At 40.2% G+C, this 18,397-nt stretch carries 9 protein-coding genes; 6 read left to right on the forward strand and 3 right to left on the reverse strand.

The window, feature by feature from the left end; translation table 11 throughout:
- The first annotated feature begins 250 nt into the window (after positions 1 to 250).
- The 3 genes from RI844_RS12905 (at position 251) to RI844_RS12915 (ending at position 7,252) form a co-directional block, all read left to right on the forward strand.
- Entirely contained in the window at positions 251 to 3,976 is a 3,726-nt protein-coding gene (locus tag RI844_RS12905) for a DUF4955 domain-containing protein (RefSeq protein ID WP_348395081.1), read from the forward strand.
- A 334-nt stretch (positions 3,977 to 4,310) separates the two neighbouring features.
- Entirely contained in the window at positions 4,311 to 5,678 is a 1,368-nt protein-coding gene (locus RI844_RS12910) for a sulfatase-like hydrolase/transferase (protein ID WP_348395082.1), read from the forward strand.
- Between the two features lie 284 nt (positions 5,679 to 5,962).
- Positions 5,963 to 7,252, forward strand: a complete 1,290-nt coding sequence (locus RI844_RS12915) for a glycoside hydrolase family 88/105 protein (protein WP_348395083.1) — start codon at positions 5,963 to 5,965, stop codon at positions 7,250 to 7,252.
- A 976-nt stretch (positions 7,253 to 8,228) separates the two neighbouring features.
- Here RI844_RS12915 and RI844_RS12920 read toward each other — a convergent pair.
- From RI844_RS12920 to RI844_RS12930, 3 genes are all read right to left on the reverse strand, one after another.
- Entirely contained in the window at positions 8,229 to 9,887 is a 1,659-nt protein-coding gene (locus RI844_RS12920; RefSeq protein WP_348395084.1) for a DUF4955 domain-containing protein, read from the reverse strand.
- Between the two features lie 290 nt (positions 9,888 to 10,177).
- The gene (locus RI844_RS12925; RefSeq protein WP_348395085.1) at positions 10,178 to 13,075 is read right to left on the reverse strand and encodes a TonB-dependent receptor; all 2,898 of its coding nucleotides are present in this window, start codon (positions 13,073 to 13,075) and stop codon (positions 10,178 to 10,180) included.
- A 500-nt stretch (positions 13,076 to 13,575) separates the two neighbouring features.
- Positions 13,576 to 14,919, reverse strand: a complete 1,344-nt coding sequence (locus RI844_RS12930; protein WP_348395086.1) for a sugar MFS transporter — start codon at positions 14,917 to 14,919, stop codon at positions 13,576 to 13,578.
- A gap of 192 nt (positions 14,920 to 15,111) precedes the next feature.
- Here RI844_RS12930 and agaR point away from each other — a divergent pair, with 192 nt between their 5' ends.
- The 3 genes from agaR to RI844_RS12945 all read left to right on the forward strand — a co-directional run bounded on the left by agaR (position 15,112) and on the right by RI844_RS12945 (position 18,387).
- Positions 15,112 to 15,879: a transcriptional repressor AgaR gene (gene agaR, locus RI844_RS12935; RefSeq protein WP_348395087.1), complete on the forward strand. Its 768-nt coding sequence runs from the start codon at positions 15,112 to 15,114 to the stop codon at positions 15,877 to 15,879.
- 40 nt (positions 15,880 to 15,919) lie between these two features.
- A complete protein-coding gene (locus RI844_RS12940; protein ID WP_348395088.1) occupies positions 15,920 to 17,200 on the forward strand; it encodes a D-tagatose-bisphosphate aldolase, class II, non-catalytic subunit in 1,281 nt (426 codons plus the stop codon).
- Positions 17,201 to 17,262: 62 nt separating this feature from the next.
- Positions 17,263 to 18,387 (forward strand): SIS domain-containing protein, encoded by a 1,125-nt coding sequence (locus tag RI844_RS12945; protein WP_348395089.1) that lies wholly within the window; start codon positions 17,263 to 17,265, stop codon positions 18,385 to 18,387.
- Positions 18,388 to 18,397 lie beyond the last annotated feature (10 nt).

The raw sequence follows: 18,397 nt of genomic DNA on the forward strand, positions 1-18,397 counted from the left end.
GATACTTACATCGTTTCCTCTTGTGCATTAATGAATAAGCCACACCACTTAATTTCATTTTATTTCAAAAACAGTTGATTATAATCTAATCTGATTGTATGTTGTATGACAACTGATAAGTTAAACATTAAATAATTACAAACGCATAAAGCGAACTTAACTTACATCCCCCTGTAACCGGGGTTAAATAAAAAGTAAGTATCTAATCCATTTAAGTGTATTATTTCTAATATAATAAAGGTGTTATAAAATGATTCAGACTAAACTCGATAAATTCAGAATAAAACAGGCGCTGGTGCTAAGTAGTACATTAATAGCGGCCCTTGGTAGTTCTGCTTACGCTGCCGATGCGGATATATGGCAGCAGTATACCGGAGTTATTTCCTCTCCAACTATCCCTGTATTACCCGACTATTCCTATGCAGGTTATAAACTTGGCATGGAGGGGATACCTGAAAATCATACTTTAGATGTGTTCAATGTTACTGATTATGGCGCAATAGCTAATGATTTAGTTTCTGATCAGAACGCCATTCAGTTAGCAATTGATACGGCAGAAGCTAATGGTGGAGGTGTGGTTTTTTTTCCTGCTGGTGAATTTTTGGTTAATACCGATGCTGAAAGCACTAGTACCATTCAGATAAGCTCATCAAATATTATCCTCAAAGGAAGTGGCTCAACACCTGGCGGCACAATTATTAAAATGCAAAATCATATGTTGCTGCCTGATGGTGCCCAGCCATGGGCTACGCCTAATATGATCACCTATTCAATTCCTTCTTCTACCAATGCGATTACCTCCATCACACAAGATGAAAGCAGAGGCAGCACTATTATTCACGTTACAGATGCAAATATTTTCGCAGGTGAAAAATACCTTCGACTAAAAATGACTGCAAATCTGACCGCCAACTCTGATTACCTTGATAACAGAACACCAAACAGTGTGTGGTCTGCTATTAATGATAACGGCGTTGAATTAAGCGAATTCCATCAAATCGTCGCAATTAATAGTACTGACAATACAATTACCCTAAAAGATCCCGTTGTTGATGATATCGATGCGAGTCTCAACTGGACTGCAGAACCTTATACCATGATGGAAAATATTGGTTTTGAAGATATTCATTTTAAAGGTAACTTCACTGACAACTTTGTTCATCACAAAGATTATATTCATGATTACGGTTGGCATGCTGTATCTATGGTACGTGCTGCTAACTCTTGGGTGACTCGTTCTCGATTTACCAATGTAACCAGACCTGTAGGCATGTCACTGTCGTATGCTTCGAGCATACATACCATATTAGCTGATGGCAATGGTGGCCATGCGCTGACCAATATTGGTGGAAGTTCTAGCCGAATTTTACAGGGTTTGATCTGGGATAATACTTCCAATGGCTTTTATCATGGTGCTGATATGTCAGGCCGTGCAAATGGCTCAGTTACCTGGAGAGTGGAAGCAGAAATGGGTAATGGTTGGGACTTACACGCGGCTCAGCCACGTACAAACTTGATCGATAATTATGCCAGTGCTGGTATCTCCAGTTCTGGTGGGCACTATTCTAATAACCCTAATCACTTAACAGGTTTGACCATATGGAATCAGTCTGCAACCGAAGCGGAGACAGCCGACCCTGTTAATTTTTGGCCAGGAGAATGTGGTTCTAACTATTGTGGTACAACTTTAGTTAGCCCCACTATTGTCGGCTACCATGGTAATGACACAACGTTTGCAGCTGCAAGTCTAAAATACCAAGAAAGCACAGGAAGTAAAGTTAGCCCTGAGTCGCTTTATGAAGCGCAGCTAGCCCATCGTTCTGTCGTTGGAATCCCCGTTCCTGTTATTGAAGACCCCGTTGTTGAAGAACCCGTTACCCAAACAGAAACCTTTACTAATATGACGATAACTAGCTGGGGTGCGGAAACTTATGTCGGTGATAATGGTAATACATGGTCTATTAATGGCAGTGGTAGTGGCACTTTTGTCGATGGCACTAAAGGCCTTTATTTTCAAATTCCCGAGAACGGTCCCGTATTAGCGGTAGAATCAGGCACCATTTCTGGTGGTATTAGCTCATTTTCTATTGATTTGATCGATAAATGGGATGCTGGTGATGAACGCACCCTGGAATTATTAATTAATGGCGACGTGATTGCTACATCAACTCATACCGGTACCGAAGTATATACCTTTACGGTCAATGATATTAACATTGCCGGCGATTTTATCATTGGTATTCAAAATGTCAGTGCTGGGGCTGAGAAGACACACTCTATTGCTGTTGATAATATTTCATGGGTATCATTTGCGAGTAATGAACCACCAGTTATTGAACCACCACTTGTTACTCAAACTGAAACCTTTACTAATATGACCCTAACTACCTGGGGCGCTGAAACCTATGTGGGTGATAATGGTATTACATGGTCTATTGATGGCAGTGGTAGTGGCACTTTTGTAAATGGCACTAAAAGCCTTTATTTTCAAATTCCTGAGAACGGCCCCGTGTTAGCGGTAGAATCAGGTACTATCTCTGGCGGTATTAGCTCATTTTCTATTGATTTGATCGATAAATGGGATGCTGGTGATGAACGCACCCTTGAATTATTAATTAATGGCGACGTGATTGCTACATCAACTCATACCGGTACCGAAGTATATACCTTTACGGTCAATGATATTAACATTGCCGGCGATTTTATCATTGGTATTCAAAATGTCAGTGCTGGGGCTGAGAAGACACACTCTATTGCTGTTGATAATATTTCATGGGTATCATTTGCGAGTAATGAACCAGATTGGACAGTGGCAGCAAAAGCTCAATTCGATACGATGAAAACCAACTGGTATGCAGCAGGCATACCGGTAACTGGAATCAGTATGGCTCAAGCCAGTGCACAAATAATTGCAGGCCAGTTTTTAACTCTATCTGCTATGGTAACACCTTCATATGCCACTGACACTTCTATAGTCTGGAGTTCGAGTGATCCCGCAATCGCAACCGTTGATGCTGGCGGATTGGTAAAAGCTCTATCCAGTGGTAGTGTTACTATTACTGCAACAACTAATGACGGTAATTTTACTGCAACAACAGTTATTACATCTGTAGAAGAGCAAAGCAAAGAGACTTTCAGTAACTTAGCATTGGATGGTTGGGGCACTGAAACCTATGTTGGTGCCAATGACATTGAGTGGACCGTCAATGCCAAAGGCGTAACCGAGTACCTGAATCCATCTAAGCACATCTATTTCCAGGGTAATCCAAGTAAACCAAGATTTATAGCGATACAATCAGGCTTAATTTCAGGCGGAATCAGCTCATTCTCGGCTCCAGCTAAAGATTTATGGAGTGAAGGAAATGAGCGTACACTAGAATTATTGATTAATGGTGAAGTGGTCGATACGTTTACTCATACCGGTGAAGACGAGTACACCTACCAGGTGAATGACATCAACATTGAGGGCGATTTCACCCTTGCTATACAGAATATGAGTACTGGCGAGGGAGACAATGCCGTCGCTATAGATAATATGACATGGAAGCCGTATTCAGGAGGCACAACAGAACCTGGAGAAACTGGTGAACCAGAACAGCCTACGAATGTGGCGCCAATTGCCTATGCTGGTACCCTACAATCAATTGTATTACCTAGTGATAAGGTAAACTTAAGTGGTGCTTGTAATGATGATGATTTGCCATCAACAGATGCAAAAACCTGTACATGGTCAGGTCCAGAAGGTGTTACCTTTGCCGATGTAAATTCAGCTGAAACTATAGCAAGCTTTGCCGCTGCGGGTACCTACGTATTAACCTTAACGGCAAATGATGGTGAACTAACCACAACCGATAAAGTGACTATTATGGTTAATGCTGAAGTTCCGAATGAAGACAAAGCAAGCTCTGGTGGCGGTTCAATGGGTTACATGTTATTTACTTTAATTTTACTCGCTAGAAGAAAATTAACTAAATAGATTGGCACTCTAACTAACGAAAAAATCTAGATACAAACTGGCAGTCCTGTACGCTTTATTGGGTCACTGTCAGTTTTGTTTTGCACTGAAGCTTTTATCAAACTTTCCATTGTCTAATCGTTTGTACTAATCATAACTAATGCCAACCATACGGTGCTAAACCTGCGTCATTTGCTAGTCTGAATTTAAGCTTTTCCTATCGTTCTAGATATTAATAACTATCATATTGCTTTTTTATCTGGAAAAACCAAGAGAATTCGTTCATGCGAGGAGTAAATGAATTGCATATGTAAGCAACAAATATATTATTTGAACAAAATTGGAGAACAATAAGATGAATACAAAATTACTATTTTCAATCGCTATGATATTGAGCATCTCTATCATTACTTTAATGTGCTTCCTATCCCCCGCACATGCAAAATCGAGTACTTCACCCAATATTGTATTAATCATATCTGACGATGCAGGTTACGCCGATTTTGGTTTTCAAGGCAGCAAAATAATCGAAACGCCTAATATTGATGCTATCGCGAAGTCAGGTGTAACATTTACCCGAGGTTATGTATCTGCTCCAGTATGTGCGCCATCACGCGCGGGGTTACTAACCGGCCGTTACCAGCAACGTTTTAGTTTTGAAAGAAATCTAACAACTAAAGAGGATCTTAACAGGGGTATAGCCCAAAGCGAAAAAACTATGGGTGATCATTTTAAAGCCCTAGGCTATCGAACTGCAGCAATAGGAAAATGGCACTTGGGTAATAAAGATGTGTATCATCCCAATAATCGAGGTTTCGATCATTTTTATGGTTTATTAGACGGCTCGCGCGACTATTTTAAACAAGTAATTAAAAAGCCTGCTGACAAATATAAAGTGTTGCAAAGAAATGGCGAGTTACTGACCGAAACGACCGGCTATGTTACTGATTTATTAACCAATGAAACCATTGACTTTATTGAACGAAATAAGACACAACCTTTTTTTGCTTATGTTTCATATACTGCCGTCCATACCCCCATGCATGCACAAGCTCATCGTTTAACAGCAGTCCCCGAAAGTGTTGTCGATCCTAAAAGAAGAAAACTTATAGCCATGACAGCCTCTTTAGATGATAACATCGGGAGAATTATCGCTAAATTAGATCAACTCGGTTTAAGTGAAAACACCCTAGTTGTTTTTTTGAATGACAATGGTGGTGCACTTACAAATGCATCAATTAACGCCCCATTACGTGGTTATAAAGGGTCAACATTTGAAGGTGCTATTAGGGTGCCTATGGTCGTAAAATGGCCTGGGCATATCAAAGAAAATAGTCATTATGATCAAACCGTGATCTCACTCGATTTATTACCAACGCTATTAGCTGCTGCGAACGCCAAACCAATAGAAAACACACCAACTATCGATGGGAAAAATCTATTACCTTATTTGAGCGGGGCGAACGCCAGTTCACCACATGAGTCAATATTTTTCAAATATCATTCTGGTCGAGCACATATTAAAGGGGATTGGAAATGGATGACCACCAAATTAAAACAAGCCGATGGCAGTAAAAAATTATTTAAATTTTTGTTCAACCTTAAAAACGATCCGGCTGAGCAAAACAATTTACTCAATTCTCACCCAGAAAAAGTCACTGAACTTAGACTTGAATGGCAAGATTGGTTTTTTGACATGCCAGGAATTTGGACCCAGCTTTAATATTATCACTGCAAAACAGGCCTTGTTCTGAAACTAGCAAGGTCATTTTTAATGCCTTAAGTGAATAACACAAACCACTTGTATGATAACAAGACTTCTGATATATTTTATCGTAATGATGCTTAAATAGTACAACATGAAAATGTCTAAATAGCTTATTAAATTAAGCAAATGGAGTAACATTCTAAGTTTCACTATATCTAATTAAGTAACGTTCACGTTACTCGTTTTTATGGGCCGGCATATTCTGGCTCTTCTGTTTGATAATTTTTATATGAGGTCCTATGATGCGAATTACTTGTAATCTAAAACAGGTGCTTTTACTCAGCTGCTTAACTTCTCCTTTTAGTTATGCCACTTCAGAAACTTCACCTGAGGCAAAAGAGCAGTATGTAAATAATGAAATATCTGCCAAATTCATAAAGCCCGCTGTATATAAAGCGATGAAAAAAGTTGCTGACTGGCAATTAACGCGGTTTAATAAAAAAACCTATCTATTCGAAGGCTATGATGAAGGTGCATATATGTCACCAACCGACAGCGATAGTCATCCGCAGGGATGGGTTTATGCGGCCTATCATGTAGGTATGTCTCGTTGGTCTGAATTAGCAGACTCAAAAGGTGACAGTAGCTATTATCAATTGCAATATGATATTGCAAAGCAGGGGAAATACTTATTCTCTCCCCGAATTTATAACGCTGATGATTATGCGATTGGCCAACTCTATTTAGATCTTTATAAAAAATATCAAGAACCTGAGATGCTAGTGCCGTTAAAAGTCATTTTTGAAATGATCATGCAAACACCATCAACAATATCTCTAAATTATGAACATGTCGTACAAAAATCGAATTTAACTTCGGATGAACTTGATGACAAATTTGGCGGCAGAAAATTCCCGATAGTACCCTGTAAAAATCGCTGGTGCTGGGCTGACGCTTTATTTATGGGTCCCCCGGTATGGATAAATCTAGCGAAGCAAACCGGTGATCAACGATATTTAGACTTTGCCGATAAAGAATTTTGGGCGACGGTTGATTTTTTATGGGATAAAGAAGATCACCTTTTCTTTCGTGATTCTAAATTTTTTGAAAAACGAGAAAAAAATGGTGAAAAGGTTATTTGGGCTCGAGGAGTCGGTTGGGTTGCAGCAGGTCTCGCACGCATTTTAGAAAATTTACCAAAGGATCATAACAAGCGGGCGAAGTATGAAGATATCTTTGAAAAAATGATGACGCGTTTAGCTGGCGCTCAACAATCAGATGGTTTATGGCGTCCATCAGTTTTAGCGCCTGAATCAAAACCATTTAAAGAAACAAGTGGCACCGCATTAATGGCCTTCGCTTTTGCTTCAGGTATTAATCAAGGAATTTTAGACAAAAATACTTTCCTGCCAGTGGTCAGCAAAGCATGGACAGCATTAGTAGATGCCGTGCAACCAAATGGTAAACTGGGTTGGGTACAACAAATAGGTGAAGCACCTGATAATGTATCCAAAGAAGATTCACAAATTTATGCCGTAGGAGCCTACCTACTTACAGGCAGTGAAGTGTATAAGCTATCTAAAGATTAGTGCGCACAATAACGATTATTGATAAAGGTATACGATTATATGTATTAATATCGTATACCTATTTATTAAGATTAGGCCTTAAATACTAGACTTAAGTGCTCCAATAGGTTTGACAACTAGTAAAGTGAGTAAACTAAACTCGCAGTGGTGACATATGTCAAACCACGTAATCAGTATGTGCAAAACTATCTCAAATGACCTTTCACTTGCTCAGGGAGAGAAGATTAAAAATCCGTAACTTGAGTTTCGTTGATTGTCATTGATGAAGATACACAATGGCAATCGTCCTTTGCTAATTTACATTATTGATTGGATGGCTAAAAACCGGTTTAATTATGTTATGTGGAGTCCACGTCGTGATAATATATTACCGGATGAGTACGAAGAGTAAATGATGAATTTTGCTGATATCTATGGTCACCTTATCACCAACCTAAGCAAACGAGGATTGATTTATTCAAGTTCTGAGCACAATACATCGCTGCTTTTTCCATACTCTCTTTTATGAAAAAAATTCGACGAACTTTGCAAAATACGAAGGCAAACAAAATGCCGATAACCTGGTTAATTACTCCAATTCTCAAGCAATTGAAATTTACACCAAACATAATACAATCGCCCTTGACTTTAAATTGCCGAAAAACATGTCTGTGTTGCACTACCCAAATCTTAAGCCGGGGGATAAGAATAGATCCGAAAGAGTGGATGCGGCAAAAAATGCTTAGGGCGTGAATAAATAAATGATCTTAAACGCCGAAGGTGGGACAGATATCAGCAGTCTTAAACTCTACAAACTTGAATTTAACCAAGTTTACTTATGAGTGGTATTTTAGCTTTGTGATCTGCTACTCGGGGCCCAGGGATAGGAAATAACAGCAATCTATGGCAAACCGAGACGAGGTTATTCCAACAAGTGTTAATAACACCAAATCAACTAACCTGTTTAGGCGCAAATAAGTTTAACGACAAGTGTTCTCTAGTGCCTCCTATTTTTAAGTATTTGCCATTGCTCTATCGATTCAATCAACCAGTCAGGCGTTGTACCTAACCTATGGTTAAGTTGTGCTTCAAATAATGAAGATGGGGTTACATGCTGATTAACGCTTTCTAACTTTAATAAATTATTTTCGTTAATACTGGTCGCACTGCCTCGATAACCGACTAAAATTGGATTTACCGCAGTTAAAAAACCATACTTTTCACTATCACTTTCGGGTAAATTCCAAAAGTCGATATTATCTTCATTACCCTTACTGACTGCACTGCCTAGCTGGGTAAAATTCCAAAAAACCAAGCCTTCAAGATGATTGGGTAAAGTTGCATATGAGCCGCCCCAGCCGCCAAAACCATGACTTGTTATGGCATCAAATAAGGTGTGTCTAGGAAAAACCGAATGAGCATCAATTCCTCGTGAAGTCGGACTATAAAATTTCCAAAAAACGTTTCCAACCGATAAATGTGATGCCCCGGGCCCATGCCATTGACCTTCACTACTGGTATCGATATTGAGGCCAACTAGATTTCTGGTGCCAAACGAAACGGTAAAGCTGCCATGCCCGGAATTACCTTCAATCGAGTTCAATAAAACACTATTAGCCATCCCGCCCTCTACGGTTACAGCATAAGAAACATCAGTAAACTTACAGTTTCGCACCCAGGAGTGACTTGTTCTTATTAACTTAACCGCAGAGAAACCCGAGTCATGAATATAATTTTTGTGATGCTTGAATTTTTCATTGAAGTTACCTTTAAAACTTATTTTTTCGATGCCTACGTTCGTGATAGATGGCACTTTTCCTATTTTCCAACCATAGTCGACATTTATCCTGGTCAATGTCGGACGCATGAAATACAGGCGATTACCCGATATTTTTTTAATCTGATGGCTTTCTGCCACCATCACACCTTTGGTATTTATTCTTTGCCAAATACCTCTTACTGGTTTGCCATGTAGATATTCATTATTCGCGGCTGGGTCTTCCATTTCAAAGGTAACCATATCGCCAATTTGAAATTGCTCTGCATTTAAAACTGTCACATATTCACTATTGGCAGCTGAATTTTCGATGATTTGTGTATGAAATGAATACTGTCGTTTTGCGCTGTTTGAGGTTAATGCCTGACTGTTGGCAGGTTGAAAGGTGATCATCGCTGGCACTGTCCATAACTGTTCAGCAACCACAGGTTCTAAATGATGCTCCATAAATAACTCAGTTTGCCTGCTATCATTTTGACTCCCTCTTAAAATGACATTCGAGGAAGACACTCTAAGACCTGCCCGCTGTCCTGGCATTTCGTTTACCAAAAACCTGCCAGCAGGGAGCTGTACAATTCCACCTCCGGCCTTTTCGGCGGCGTTTATTGTGCGCTGGATTGCATCTTTATCTTCAATACCATCGTCAGCAACGGCGCCATAGCTAGTGACATCAAATATAGGAAGTGCGAGTTCGGGGATAGCTGAATCAGAAAAATTAACCCCTGCATGAGAAAAATCCATTAGCACCCTTTCTTGACTACTGTTCTTTAGATAATTTTGCCATAGGGTTTCTTTTTCAGACTCTACGCTTTCGTCGATTATACCGGTACAGGCCGAGATGAATAAGCAGCACATTAGCTGAACCATATTCTTTGTCATTTTTTATACCTTTTTAAAATTCTAGTTGAGTTATCTGATTAAATATTTGTCATCAGGAGAAATCCCCCAAAAAAAATGCGCTACTAACATGGAATTCGAGACTTTATTCAGTATAGCTTCACCATTTAAATATTTGCGTCGCAAGCGACGGAGAATTAACTCAACAGAGCGCTACATATTGGCATTAATGAAGATGCTCAGTAGATTTATTAAATATGTGAACAATAGATGATTTATAAAAAAGAGATAAGCCCCAATATAAAGGCTTATCCCAGCGATAAATATGCTATTTAGAAGGTCGCACGTACACCGACAGAATAACGGGTACCAGTATCGGTAATACTAATAGTTCGGTTTTTATGTACGGTATATTTGTATGGGTCTTCATCAAGTAAATTAATAACATCGGCAAAAACAGTGAATTGTTCACTAATGTCATAACTAACAGAAGCATCAACCTGACCATAGTTATCTACTTTCATCGGGTCTCCCCACGAACAACTGTTACAGGTTGTATAACCTTCGCGCCAATTATAAGCAATACGTGCCTGTATAGGACCTTGCTCATAGTAACCAATTAAGTTGTAAGACGTTTCAGACAAACCATTCATATTTACATTAGATGTACTGGTTTCATCGGAAGCCGCACTAGTATCTAACAAAGTATAGTTAGCCTGTACACCAAAACCACTATCAAAGTTGTGCAGCATCGCCATTTCTATACCACTTATTTCAGCAGATTCTGTATTAAATGGTGATGTTTGCTGGAACTCACGATCAACATTGCTGATTGAATCGTATAAAGTTACATCTTGAGTAGACGAAACAATCCAGTCGGTTAAATTTTTCGAGAAATAAGTCGCGCCAAGATAACTGTCATCTGAGTAATACCATTCCAATGCGATATCAACATTTGACGAGGTGTACGGCTTCAATTCCGGGTTTTGGCCATTAATAGTACCATTAAATTCGGTGCCGCCTTGACCATCTGAGATAGCCGAGGCACTGATACTTTGCGCAGAAATAAGTTGACTTAAATTTGGTCGAGTCAATGATTCCGAATAAGAAATACGAGCAACGACGTCTTCGGTCAAGTCAAATTTTAAGTTTACACTTGGTAAAATTTTATCATAACTGGCACTAGCCATAATAGTATCACTAGTGTTGGTGTGTTCAATATAACCACCAGTACCAGGGATCTCTTCCATGCCGACAAACTCTTCGCCTGCACTTACTGATTCGGTATCGGTTGTGATATAACGTAAACCAAAGTTACCTGACCATGAATCGCCTGCAAAGTTTGCCTCAATATAAGCAGCAATAGTTTCTTCAGTGACTACCCAAGATTTACCTGCATTGTGCACAGGGGTGTATGGACCATATTTGCCGCCAGAAGGATTAGCCGCAAAACCAGCGTCAATTTTAGCTAACTGTAAAGCCACTGCGGCATCTGCTGCGGCTTGTGCTTCGGCTTCATTTGCATAAGTGTCATCACCATTGGCAAAATTATTCATAATTTGTTCACCACGGTGGTCAGCATTAGCTCTTGCTTCGTCACTGATCAAGTAGGCAAATAAATCATCCGGATTAAAGGTGAGCCAGTTATTTACAAATCCGCCATCATCATGGTCAGATAAAAAACCGCCATCAGGACTTATTTTATAAAATAACGACTCAGGTACATTGGCATAAAAACCGGCATACATGCCCTTAACAACATCTCCCCAAGGCGTTTCCGCACGATTTTTTGTTTTTTCCCGATCTGAGTAATAAACACCGGCTTTTACAGAGGTTAATAACCCTAAATCTTCTGGTTGCCACTCTGAATCAATACGAAACTCGGTGATTTCATCATCACTATCATCACTGGTTAAATAAACATTATTGGTATGATATTGAGACGCATCGCCATAAAAGTTAGCATCGTTTGTTTCCCACTTGAATGAGTCACCGGTATCTTCCCAATGTGCAGGAGTTTGCGTTGGATTAGCAACAGTTATATTGGGGTTATTCTTTGAACGTGCTTCTGCTTTTGAAGAATGAAGATCTACGTTGACAACAAAATTATCAGATACATCCCATGCAACATTTAAACCGAACATTGTGGTAGTGCTATCACGATCCTGATCCGCATATTGAGCACTGTTCCATTGACCTATTGGTAGCTTTTTACCATTATCATAGAGTTGAAATACCCCAGGAGAAACAAATGGTTTAACCGATCGGTCAAATTCAGTAACAGTGCCATTACCATCGACCTCGGCATTAAATTGAGGGTTGGAGAAATAACGGCTCAGGGTATGACCTTCTTTCTCGGCAGTTAAGTTTGAATATAAAACATCAGCAGTCACTAACACATTATCAGCAGCTTGCCATTGACCGACTAAGGTACCACCAATGCGCTCTCTATCTGATAATTCATATCGTTGAAAGGCACTTTGTGGTCGTCTAAACTTGTCTTCGGTAAAGTCAGAATCCGGACCACCAAGTTGAACATTGCTTTCTCGGAAGTTGGTAGAACCGGCTTGATCCATGCGAGCATCCCTTTGCTGGTATGCAAATGAGGCTAACACACCAAAGTCACTATCAAAATTTTGACTGATCAAAGCAGAAACAAATGGAGTCGTGCTATCCGCTAAGGTGTCATGAACCCCCTTCACTGATGCAACACCTTTAAAACCGTCATAATCAAATGGACGAGCGGTATGAACATTCACCGTACCACCAAGACCACCTTCTATGGTATCTGCTCGAAGTGTTTTATATACATCGGCACCACTAATAAGCTCGGATGCAACTAGATCAAATGAAAAACCACGAGATGAATCGTCTGTAGGCATAGAACGGCCATTAAACAATACATTGTTAAAATTAGAACCAAAACCACGGATGGAAATTTTTTGGCCTTCACCACCTTCACCACGATCAATCGTTACACCAGTGATTCGTTGTAATGATTCGGCAACGTTTTGATCAGGAAATTTACCGATATCTTCAGCGGCTACACCATCAATAATACTGTCTGACGCACGCTTATCAAATAAAGAGTTAACTAAGCTACCGCGAATACCGGTTACCTCAATTACTTCAACCTCTTCTTTGTCCTTCAATGCTTCTTCAGCCATTAATGGAGTACTAGAGATTGCAGCAAATACAGCGGCAGCTAAACTACTAGTTTTAAAATTCATTGTTTCCACCTTTTATGATCTTATCTTATATGTTTTTAAACCAAAGTTCTTGTTTTCTATATGTTGATAATTTTGCCTTCGAAGCGACTTATTAACATAGTGTTATCTTTCTTTTTACTTATCAGTTGTCATACAACATACAACCTGATTAGATTACAATCAACTGTTTTTTTAAATAAAATAAAATTGAGTAAATGTGTTGAATTAAAAAACCAACGCATAGCCACCATAAGTAATTGATATTATTAGAAAAGACCACATCTAAACGGGCATAAATAAGATAAGGACAAATTAGCAAGATATTTATCTTTAAGACCACTTTAATGCTTCATAAAGTTATGAATTTAGGATTGATAAACCGAAAATTTAGGGGGGATGGCTTAAAAATAGTTATGAATGAAACGCTCAACTAATTGGCAAACGCTTCTATATTGGAGGTGATAAATATAAGTTTGCCGATGTTAAAACATCGGCAAAAGCTGCTTACTTTCACTTACAGGTTAATGCTTATCATTAACGCTTGAAGTCCAACTACGAATTTTATGACCATGTAACGCGTACCATAAAATAACCAAGTAACACGGCAACATGATCCAATAAGAACTTTGTGAATTACCACTGGATTCAACTAAATAGCCGTATATTAAAGGCATCAAAGCACCACCGGAAATCCCCATAATAAGTAAAGCGGAACCGGTACTGGTGTGTTTACCCAAGCCAGTTAATGCCATAGGCCAAATGGCCGGCCATACCAATGCATTAGCAAAACCTAACAAGGCAACATAAAGCACGACATTTGGGATTTGAGGTGCGCCAGTCCAGAAAAATAAAGACTGCCAAACATTGGAACTATCAGACGATGAGGTGAGTAGCAATATTGATAAGACAATACCGAAAGCGCCAGACAGCGCTAACGCGGTTTCCTGACTAATAAAACGTGGGATCACCACCATACCAGTGATGTATGCCGCAACCATAAACGCCATGGTGTAAGAGGTGAGCTGGCCAAAGTTGCTTACTCCCATTTCTTGACCAAACAGGCCAATAGTATCACCGGCGATCACTTCGACGCCGACATAAAAAAACAGCGTCAAGGCGCCAAAGATTAATTGTGGAAAGCGTAAAATTGCCCATTTATCATCATCGCTGTCATTAGTATTTTCTTCTAAATTGGGCTCAGGCAGTGGCGACAATTTAATTACCACAGCCAATATCGCTAACATTATCGCCATCACAATATAGGGAGTGACCAGGCGGCTTGATAGTTCCATTAGTTCGGCATTACGTTTTATTTCATCCAAGGGCGCAAGCCGTGTTTCGTCAAACTGCGACATGTCACTTAACACAAACGCGGTAAAAATGATCGGCGCAACAATACCGGCACTTTTATTCAGTAACCCCATAATACTAATACGCACCGCCGCCGTTTCTTTCGGACCGAGCAAAACAATATAGGGGTTGGCGGCAGTTTGTAACATGGTTAAACCGGATGCCAGAATAAATAACGCCAGTAAAAATATGCTGTACATTCGCTCTTGCGCTGCGGGAATAAAAATAATGGCGCCAACCGACATCACTAACAGTCCCAACACCATGCCATTTTTATAGCCGCTGCGTTTTAACACTGTGGATACCGGCAATGCCATTACTGTGTAGGCAATATAAAACGCCATGGTGACTAAATAGGCTTCCATATGATTGAGTTCACAGGCGATCTTTAAAAACGGTATCAATGAACCATTTAGCCAAGTGACAAAACCAAAGACGAAAAACAGACCACCAACAATGGCCATAGGCACCAAACTTGATTGCTTAACTTGTGTATTTTCTATTGCCGCTTCCATAAATCTCCCCTTTTATTTCTGATTAATAACAAACGAATTTACTTGCATTTTGTTGGTAAAAATGAAGCTAACCGTTCTTTCGATTTATTTCATTTCAAAGAAAAGACTTTGAAAGTAACGAATATCTTGTTAGCATGTTATCAGATAACATGAAGACATATCAATAGATTTGTATTTTAAGGAGGGGCCATCATGCTCACCACGATTGAAAGACATAGTGAAATAATTCAACAAATCAATAAAACAGGTAAAGTATCTGTTGAAGCATTAGCATCCGAATATGCTGTTTCTACGGTTACTATTCGTAACGATTTAAACCAATTAGATAAAAAATCACTGTTAGTTCGCTCACGCGGTGGGGCTATTTCCAGTAGTAGAATAACAAAAGAGCTATCCTTCAAACAAAAGCACATTCAAAACCATAAGGTTAAAAAGTTACTGGCAAAAGAGACAGTAAAGTTAATCAATAATGGCGATTCTATTATTTTAGACTCAGGCACCACTACCGAAGAAGTCGCGCTTTGTCTGCATCAGCATCAACAATTAAAAGTAATGACCAATGGTCTGAATGTAGCGGCAAAATTGGCACAACATGATGGTATCGAAGTCATGGTGACCGGTGGAACATTACGGCAAAAATCGCAATCTTTCTTTGACAGTCAGGCCAGAGACAGTTTACGTCATTACCATTTTGACAAAATTATTTTAGCGGTTGACGGTTTTGATCTGCAAGCAGGTATCACCACTCACTTTGCACAAGAAGCCAGTTTGAATCGATTAATGTGTGAAAAATCGGCTGAGATTATTGTGGTAACCGACTCATCAAAGTTTGATAAACGCAGCTGCCATGTGGTGCAAAATATCGACAAAATCAACACTGTAATCACCGATAAAGGCATTCCCGCCGAATACATCAAAGCATTTGCGATCGCTGGCGTCGAATTAATTATGGTCGATTAGCAAGTAAAGCTAACGGCTATTTACAAGTTAAGGAAATAAAATGAAAGAAATCACTGACATCATCAAAGCTAACCGAAACGGCGAAACTCGTGGTATTTACGCCATCTGTTCCGCCCATCCGTTGGTAATCGAAGCATCTATCGAACAAGCGCTAAGCGATGACTCGCCAATATTAATCGAAGCCACCGCCAATCAAGTCAATCAATTCGGCGGTTATACCGGAATGTTGCCGGCCGATTTTTTAGAATTTATTGGCAGCATTGCCGATGCCAAAGGCTACCCTAGAGAGCGTATCATCCCGGGTGGTGATCATCTTGGGCCGGTTTGTTGGGTTGATGAGCCGGCCGAACAAGCGATGCTCAAAGCTCAGCAACTAATCAAAACCTATGTCGCCGCCGGCTTTAAAAAAATTCATTTGGATACCAGTATGAGCTGTGCCGATGATCCACAATGTTTAGCCGATGAAGTTGTCGCCGAACGGGCAGCAATACTATGCGCCGTGGCAGAGCGAACCGCTATCGATAGCTTTGGTAAATCTGATTTAGTCTTTGTGGTAGGAACCGAAGTTCCCCCTCCAGGCGGTGCTACAGAAGAAATCGAGGAATTAGAATTAACGCCGGTAAACAGGGTAAAACAAACCTTAGCACTGCATCAAAATGCGTTTTCGGCACGTGGCCTTGAGGATGCGTGGCAGCGTGTCATTGCCTTGGTTGTGCAGCCTGGAGTTGAGTTTGATCATACCAGTATCATCGATTATCAATCAGAAAAAGCGCAGGCACTAAAAGCATGCATTGCAGAGGTACCTAATATTGTTTTTGAAGCGCACTCGTCTGATTATCAGAATGATCAAGCCTACCTTGATTTAGTGAAAGATCACTTCGGTGTTTTGAAAGTAGGTCCGCAATTGACCCTGGCAATGCGAGAGGCGATGTTCGCCTTGTCTTATATTGAAGATGAACTGTTACCGGTAGAACAGCGTTCACATTTACGTGCTGTTTGTGAGCAAGAAATGTTAGAAGCGCCAAAAAACTGGCAACGTTTTTATCCGGTTCCCGCCAGTAAAGGCACTCTATATCGCCGATATAGTTACAGCGACAGAATTCGTTATTACTGGAATCAGCCACGCATTCAACAAGCTGTGGACTGTTTATTTACCAACCTTAGCAACTCAGGTATTCCATTACCGTTAATCAGTCAGTTCTTACCTGAGCAGTACCGTGCAATTCGTAACAACGACTTAACAGTATCACCAGCAGAATTGGTGAAAGCAAAAATAAAGCAAGTAACAGGATCTTATGCACAGGCGTGTTGGCAGCAATAGCTAAACGATAGTTAAGCAATAGCAAACAAATTAAAATATTTAGTACAAATTTAGGAACAATGATGAGTGAATTATTAACGTACAACGAAGAATTTTTAAAATCTCAAAACGGCTACTGGACGGCAAAAGAAATATGCCAGCAACCGCGCATATGGCGTGAAGCAGCAGCAAACGTTGATAGCAAAAGAAGTGAACTGGACGCATGGTTAACACCTATATTGGCACAAGCGAACTTACGTATTATCTTAACCGGTGCCGGTACTTCGGCTTATGTTGGTGAAGCTATCGCCCCGCATTTAAGTCAACAATCAGGTCGTTTATTTGAAGCGGTCAGTACCACAGACATTGTCAGTAATGCACCGCAGTATCTATTGAAAACCATTCCCACCTTGTTGATCTCCTATGGCCGTTCTGGAAATAGCCCGGAAAGTGTCGCGGCAGTGAAGTTAGCCGAGCAAGTGGTCGATAATTGCTACCATCTGGTTATCACCTGTAATCCAGAGGGCGATTTAGCCACTAATGCAGAACAGCAAGATAACGCGTTTTCACTACTGATGCCAGAAGGCACGCTTGACCAAAGTTTTGCCATGACCAGTAGTTTTACTTCGATGTTAGTGAGCACGGTTGCTATTTTTGCCCCGCAAACAGAGCAGCTTGAAATCGCCGCGCAATGGGCAGAAAACTTTCTCGACAAAAATGTGGATGCATTAAAGGAGCAAGCGAAGCAACCAACGCAGCGCTTGGTATTTTTAGGTGCCGGTAACTTACAGGGTATTGCTCGTGAAGCGGCCCTTAAAGTATTAGAGTTAACGGCCGGACAAGTATTAAGTTACTTTGAAAGTCCTTTAGGCTTCCGTCATGGGCCAAAGTCATTAATGGACGCATCTACCGAAGTGGTATTTTTCTCATCGAGTGATAGCTACACTAAACTCTACGATCAAGATTTACTGGCCGAGTTACATCGTGATGATCAAGCACTGGCGATCACCACATTAACCAAAGCTAGCTTCAACCACGCCGAAGATATCGCCGATGTCTGGGCCGGGTTACCTTATATTCTCTATTGCCAAATATTGGCATTTTTCAAATCAATGCAAGCCAATATTACGCCCGACAATCCATGCCCTACCGGGGAAGTCAATCGTGTTGTTCAAGGCGTTACCTTATATCCGCTTGAGATGCACTAAAGGTTATCAT

Origin of the sequence: Thalassotalea fonticola (assembly GCF_032911225.1) — a bacterium.
Classification (GTDB): Bacteria; Pseudomonadota; Gammaproteobacteria; order Enterobacterales; family Alteromonadaceae; genus Thalassotalea_A; species Thalassotalea_A fonticola.

Bases quoted from the DNA above. Each gene is read 5' to 3' on its own strand.
- RI844_RS12930 (WP_348395086.1), bottom strand. From the start codon at position 14,919: ATGGAAGCGGCAATAGAAAATACACAAGTTAAGCAATCAAGTTTGGTG.
- RI844_RS12945 (WP_348395089.1), top strand. From the start codon at position 17,263: ATGAGTGAATTATTAACGTACAACGAAGAATTTTTAAAATCTCAAAAC.
- RI844_RS12940 (WP_348395088.1), top strand. From the start codon at position 15,920: ATGAAAGAAATCACTGACATCATCAAAGCTAACCGAAACGGCGAAACT.
- RI844_RS12910 (WP_348395082.1), top strand. From the start codon at position 4,311: ATGAATACAAAATTACTATTTTCAATCGCTATGATATTGAGCATCTCT.
- agaR (WP_348395087.1), top strand. From the start codon at position 15,112: ATGCTCACCACGATTGAAAGACATAGTGAAATAATTCAACAAATCAAT.
- RI844_RS12925 (WP_348395085.1), bottom strand. From the start codon at position 13,075: ATGAATTTTAAAACTAGTAGTTTAGCTGCCGCTGTATTTGCTGCAATC.
- RI844_RS12915 (WP_348395083.1), top strand. From the start codon at position 5,963: ATGATGCGAATTACTTGTAATCTAAAACAGGTGCTTTTACTCAGCTGC.
- RI844_RS12920 (WP_348395084.1), bottom strand. From the start codon at position 9,887: ATGACAAAGAATATGGTTCAGCTAATGTGCTGCTTATTCATCTCGGCC.
- RI844_RS12905 (WP_348395081.1), top strand. From the start codon at position 251: ATGATTCAGACTAAACTCGATAAATTCAGAATAAAACAGGCGCTGGTG.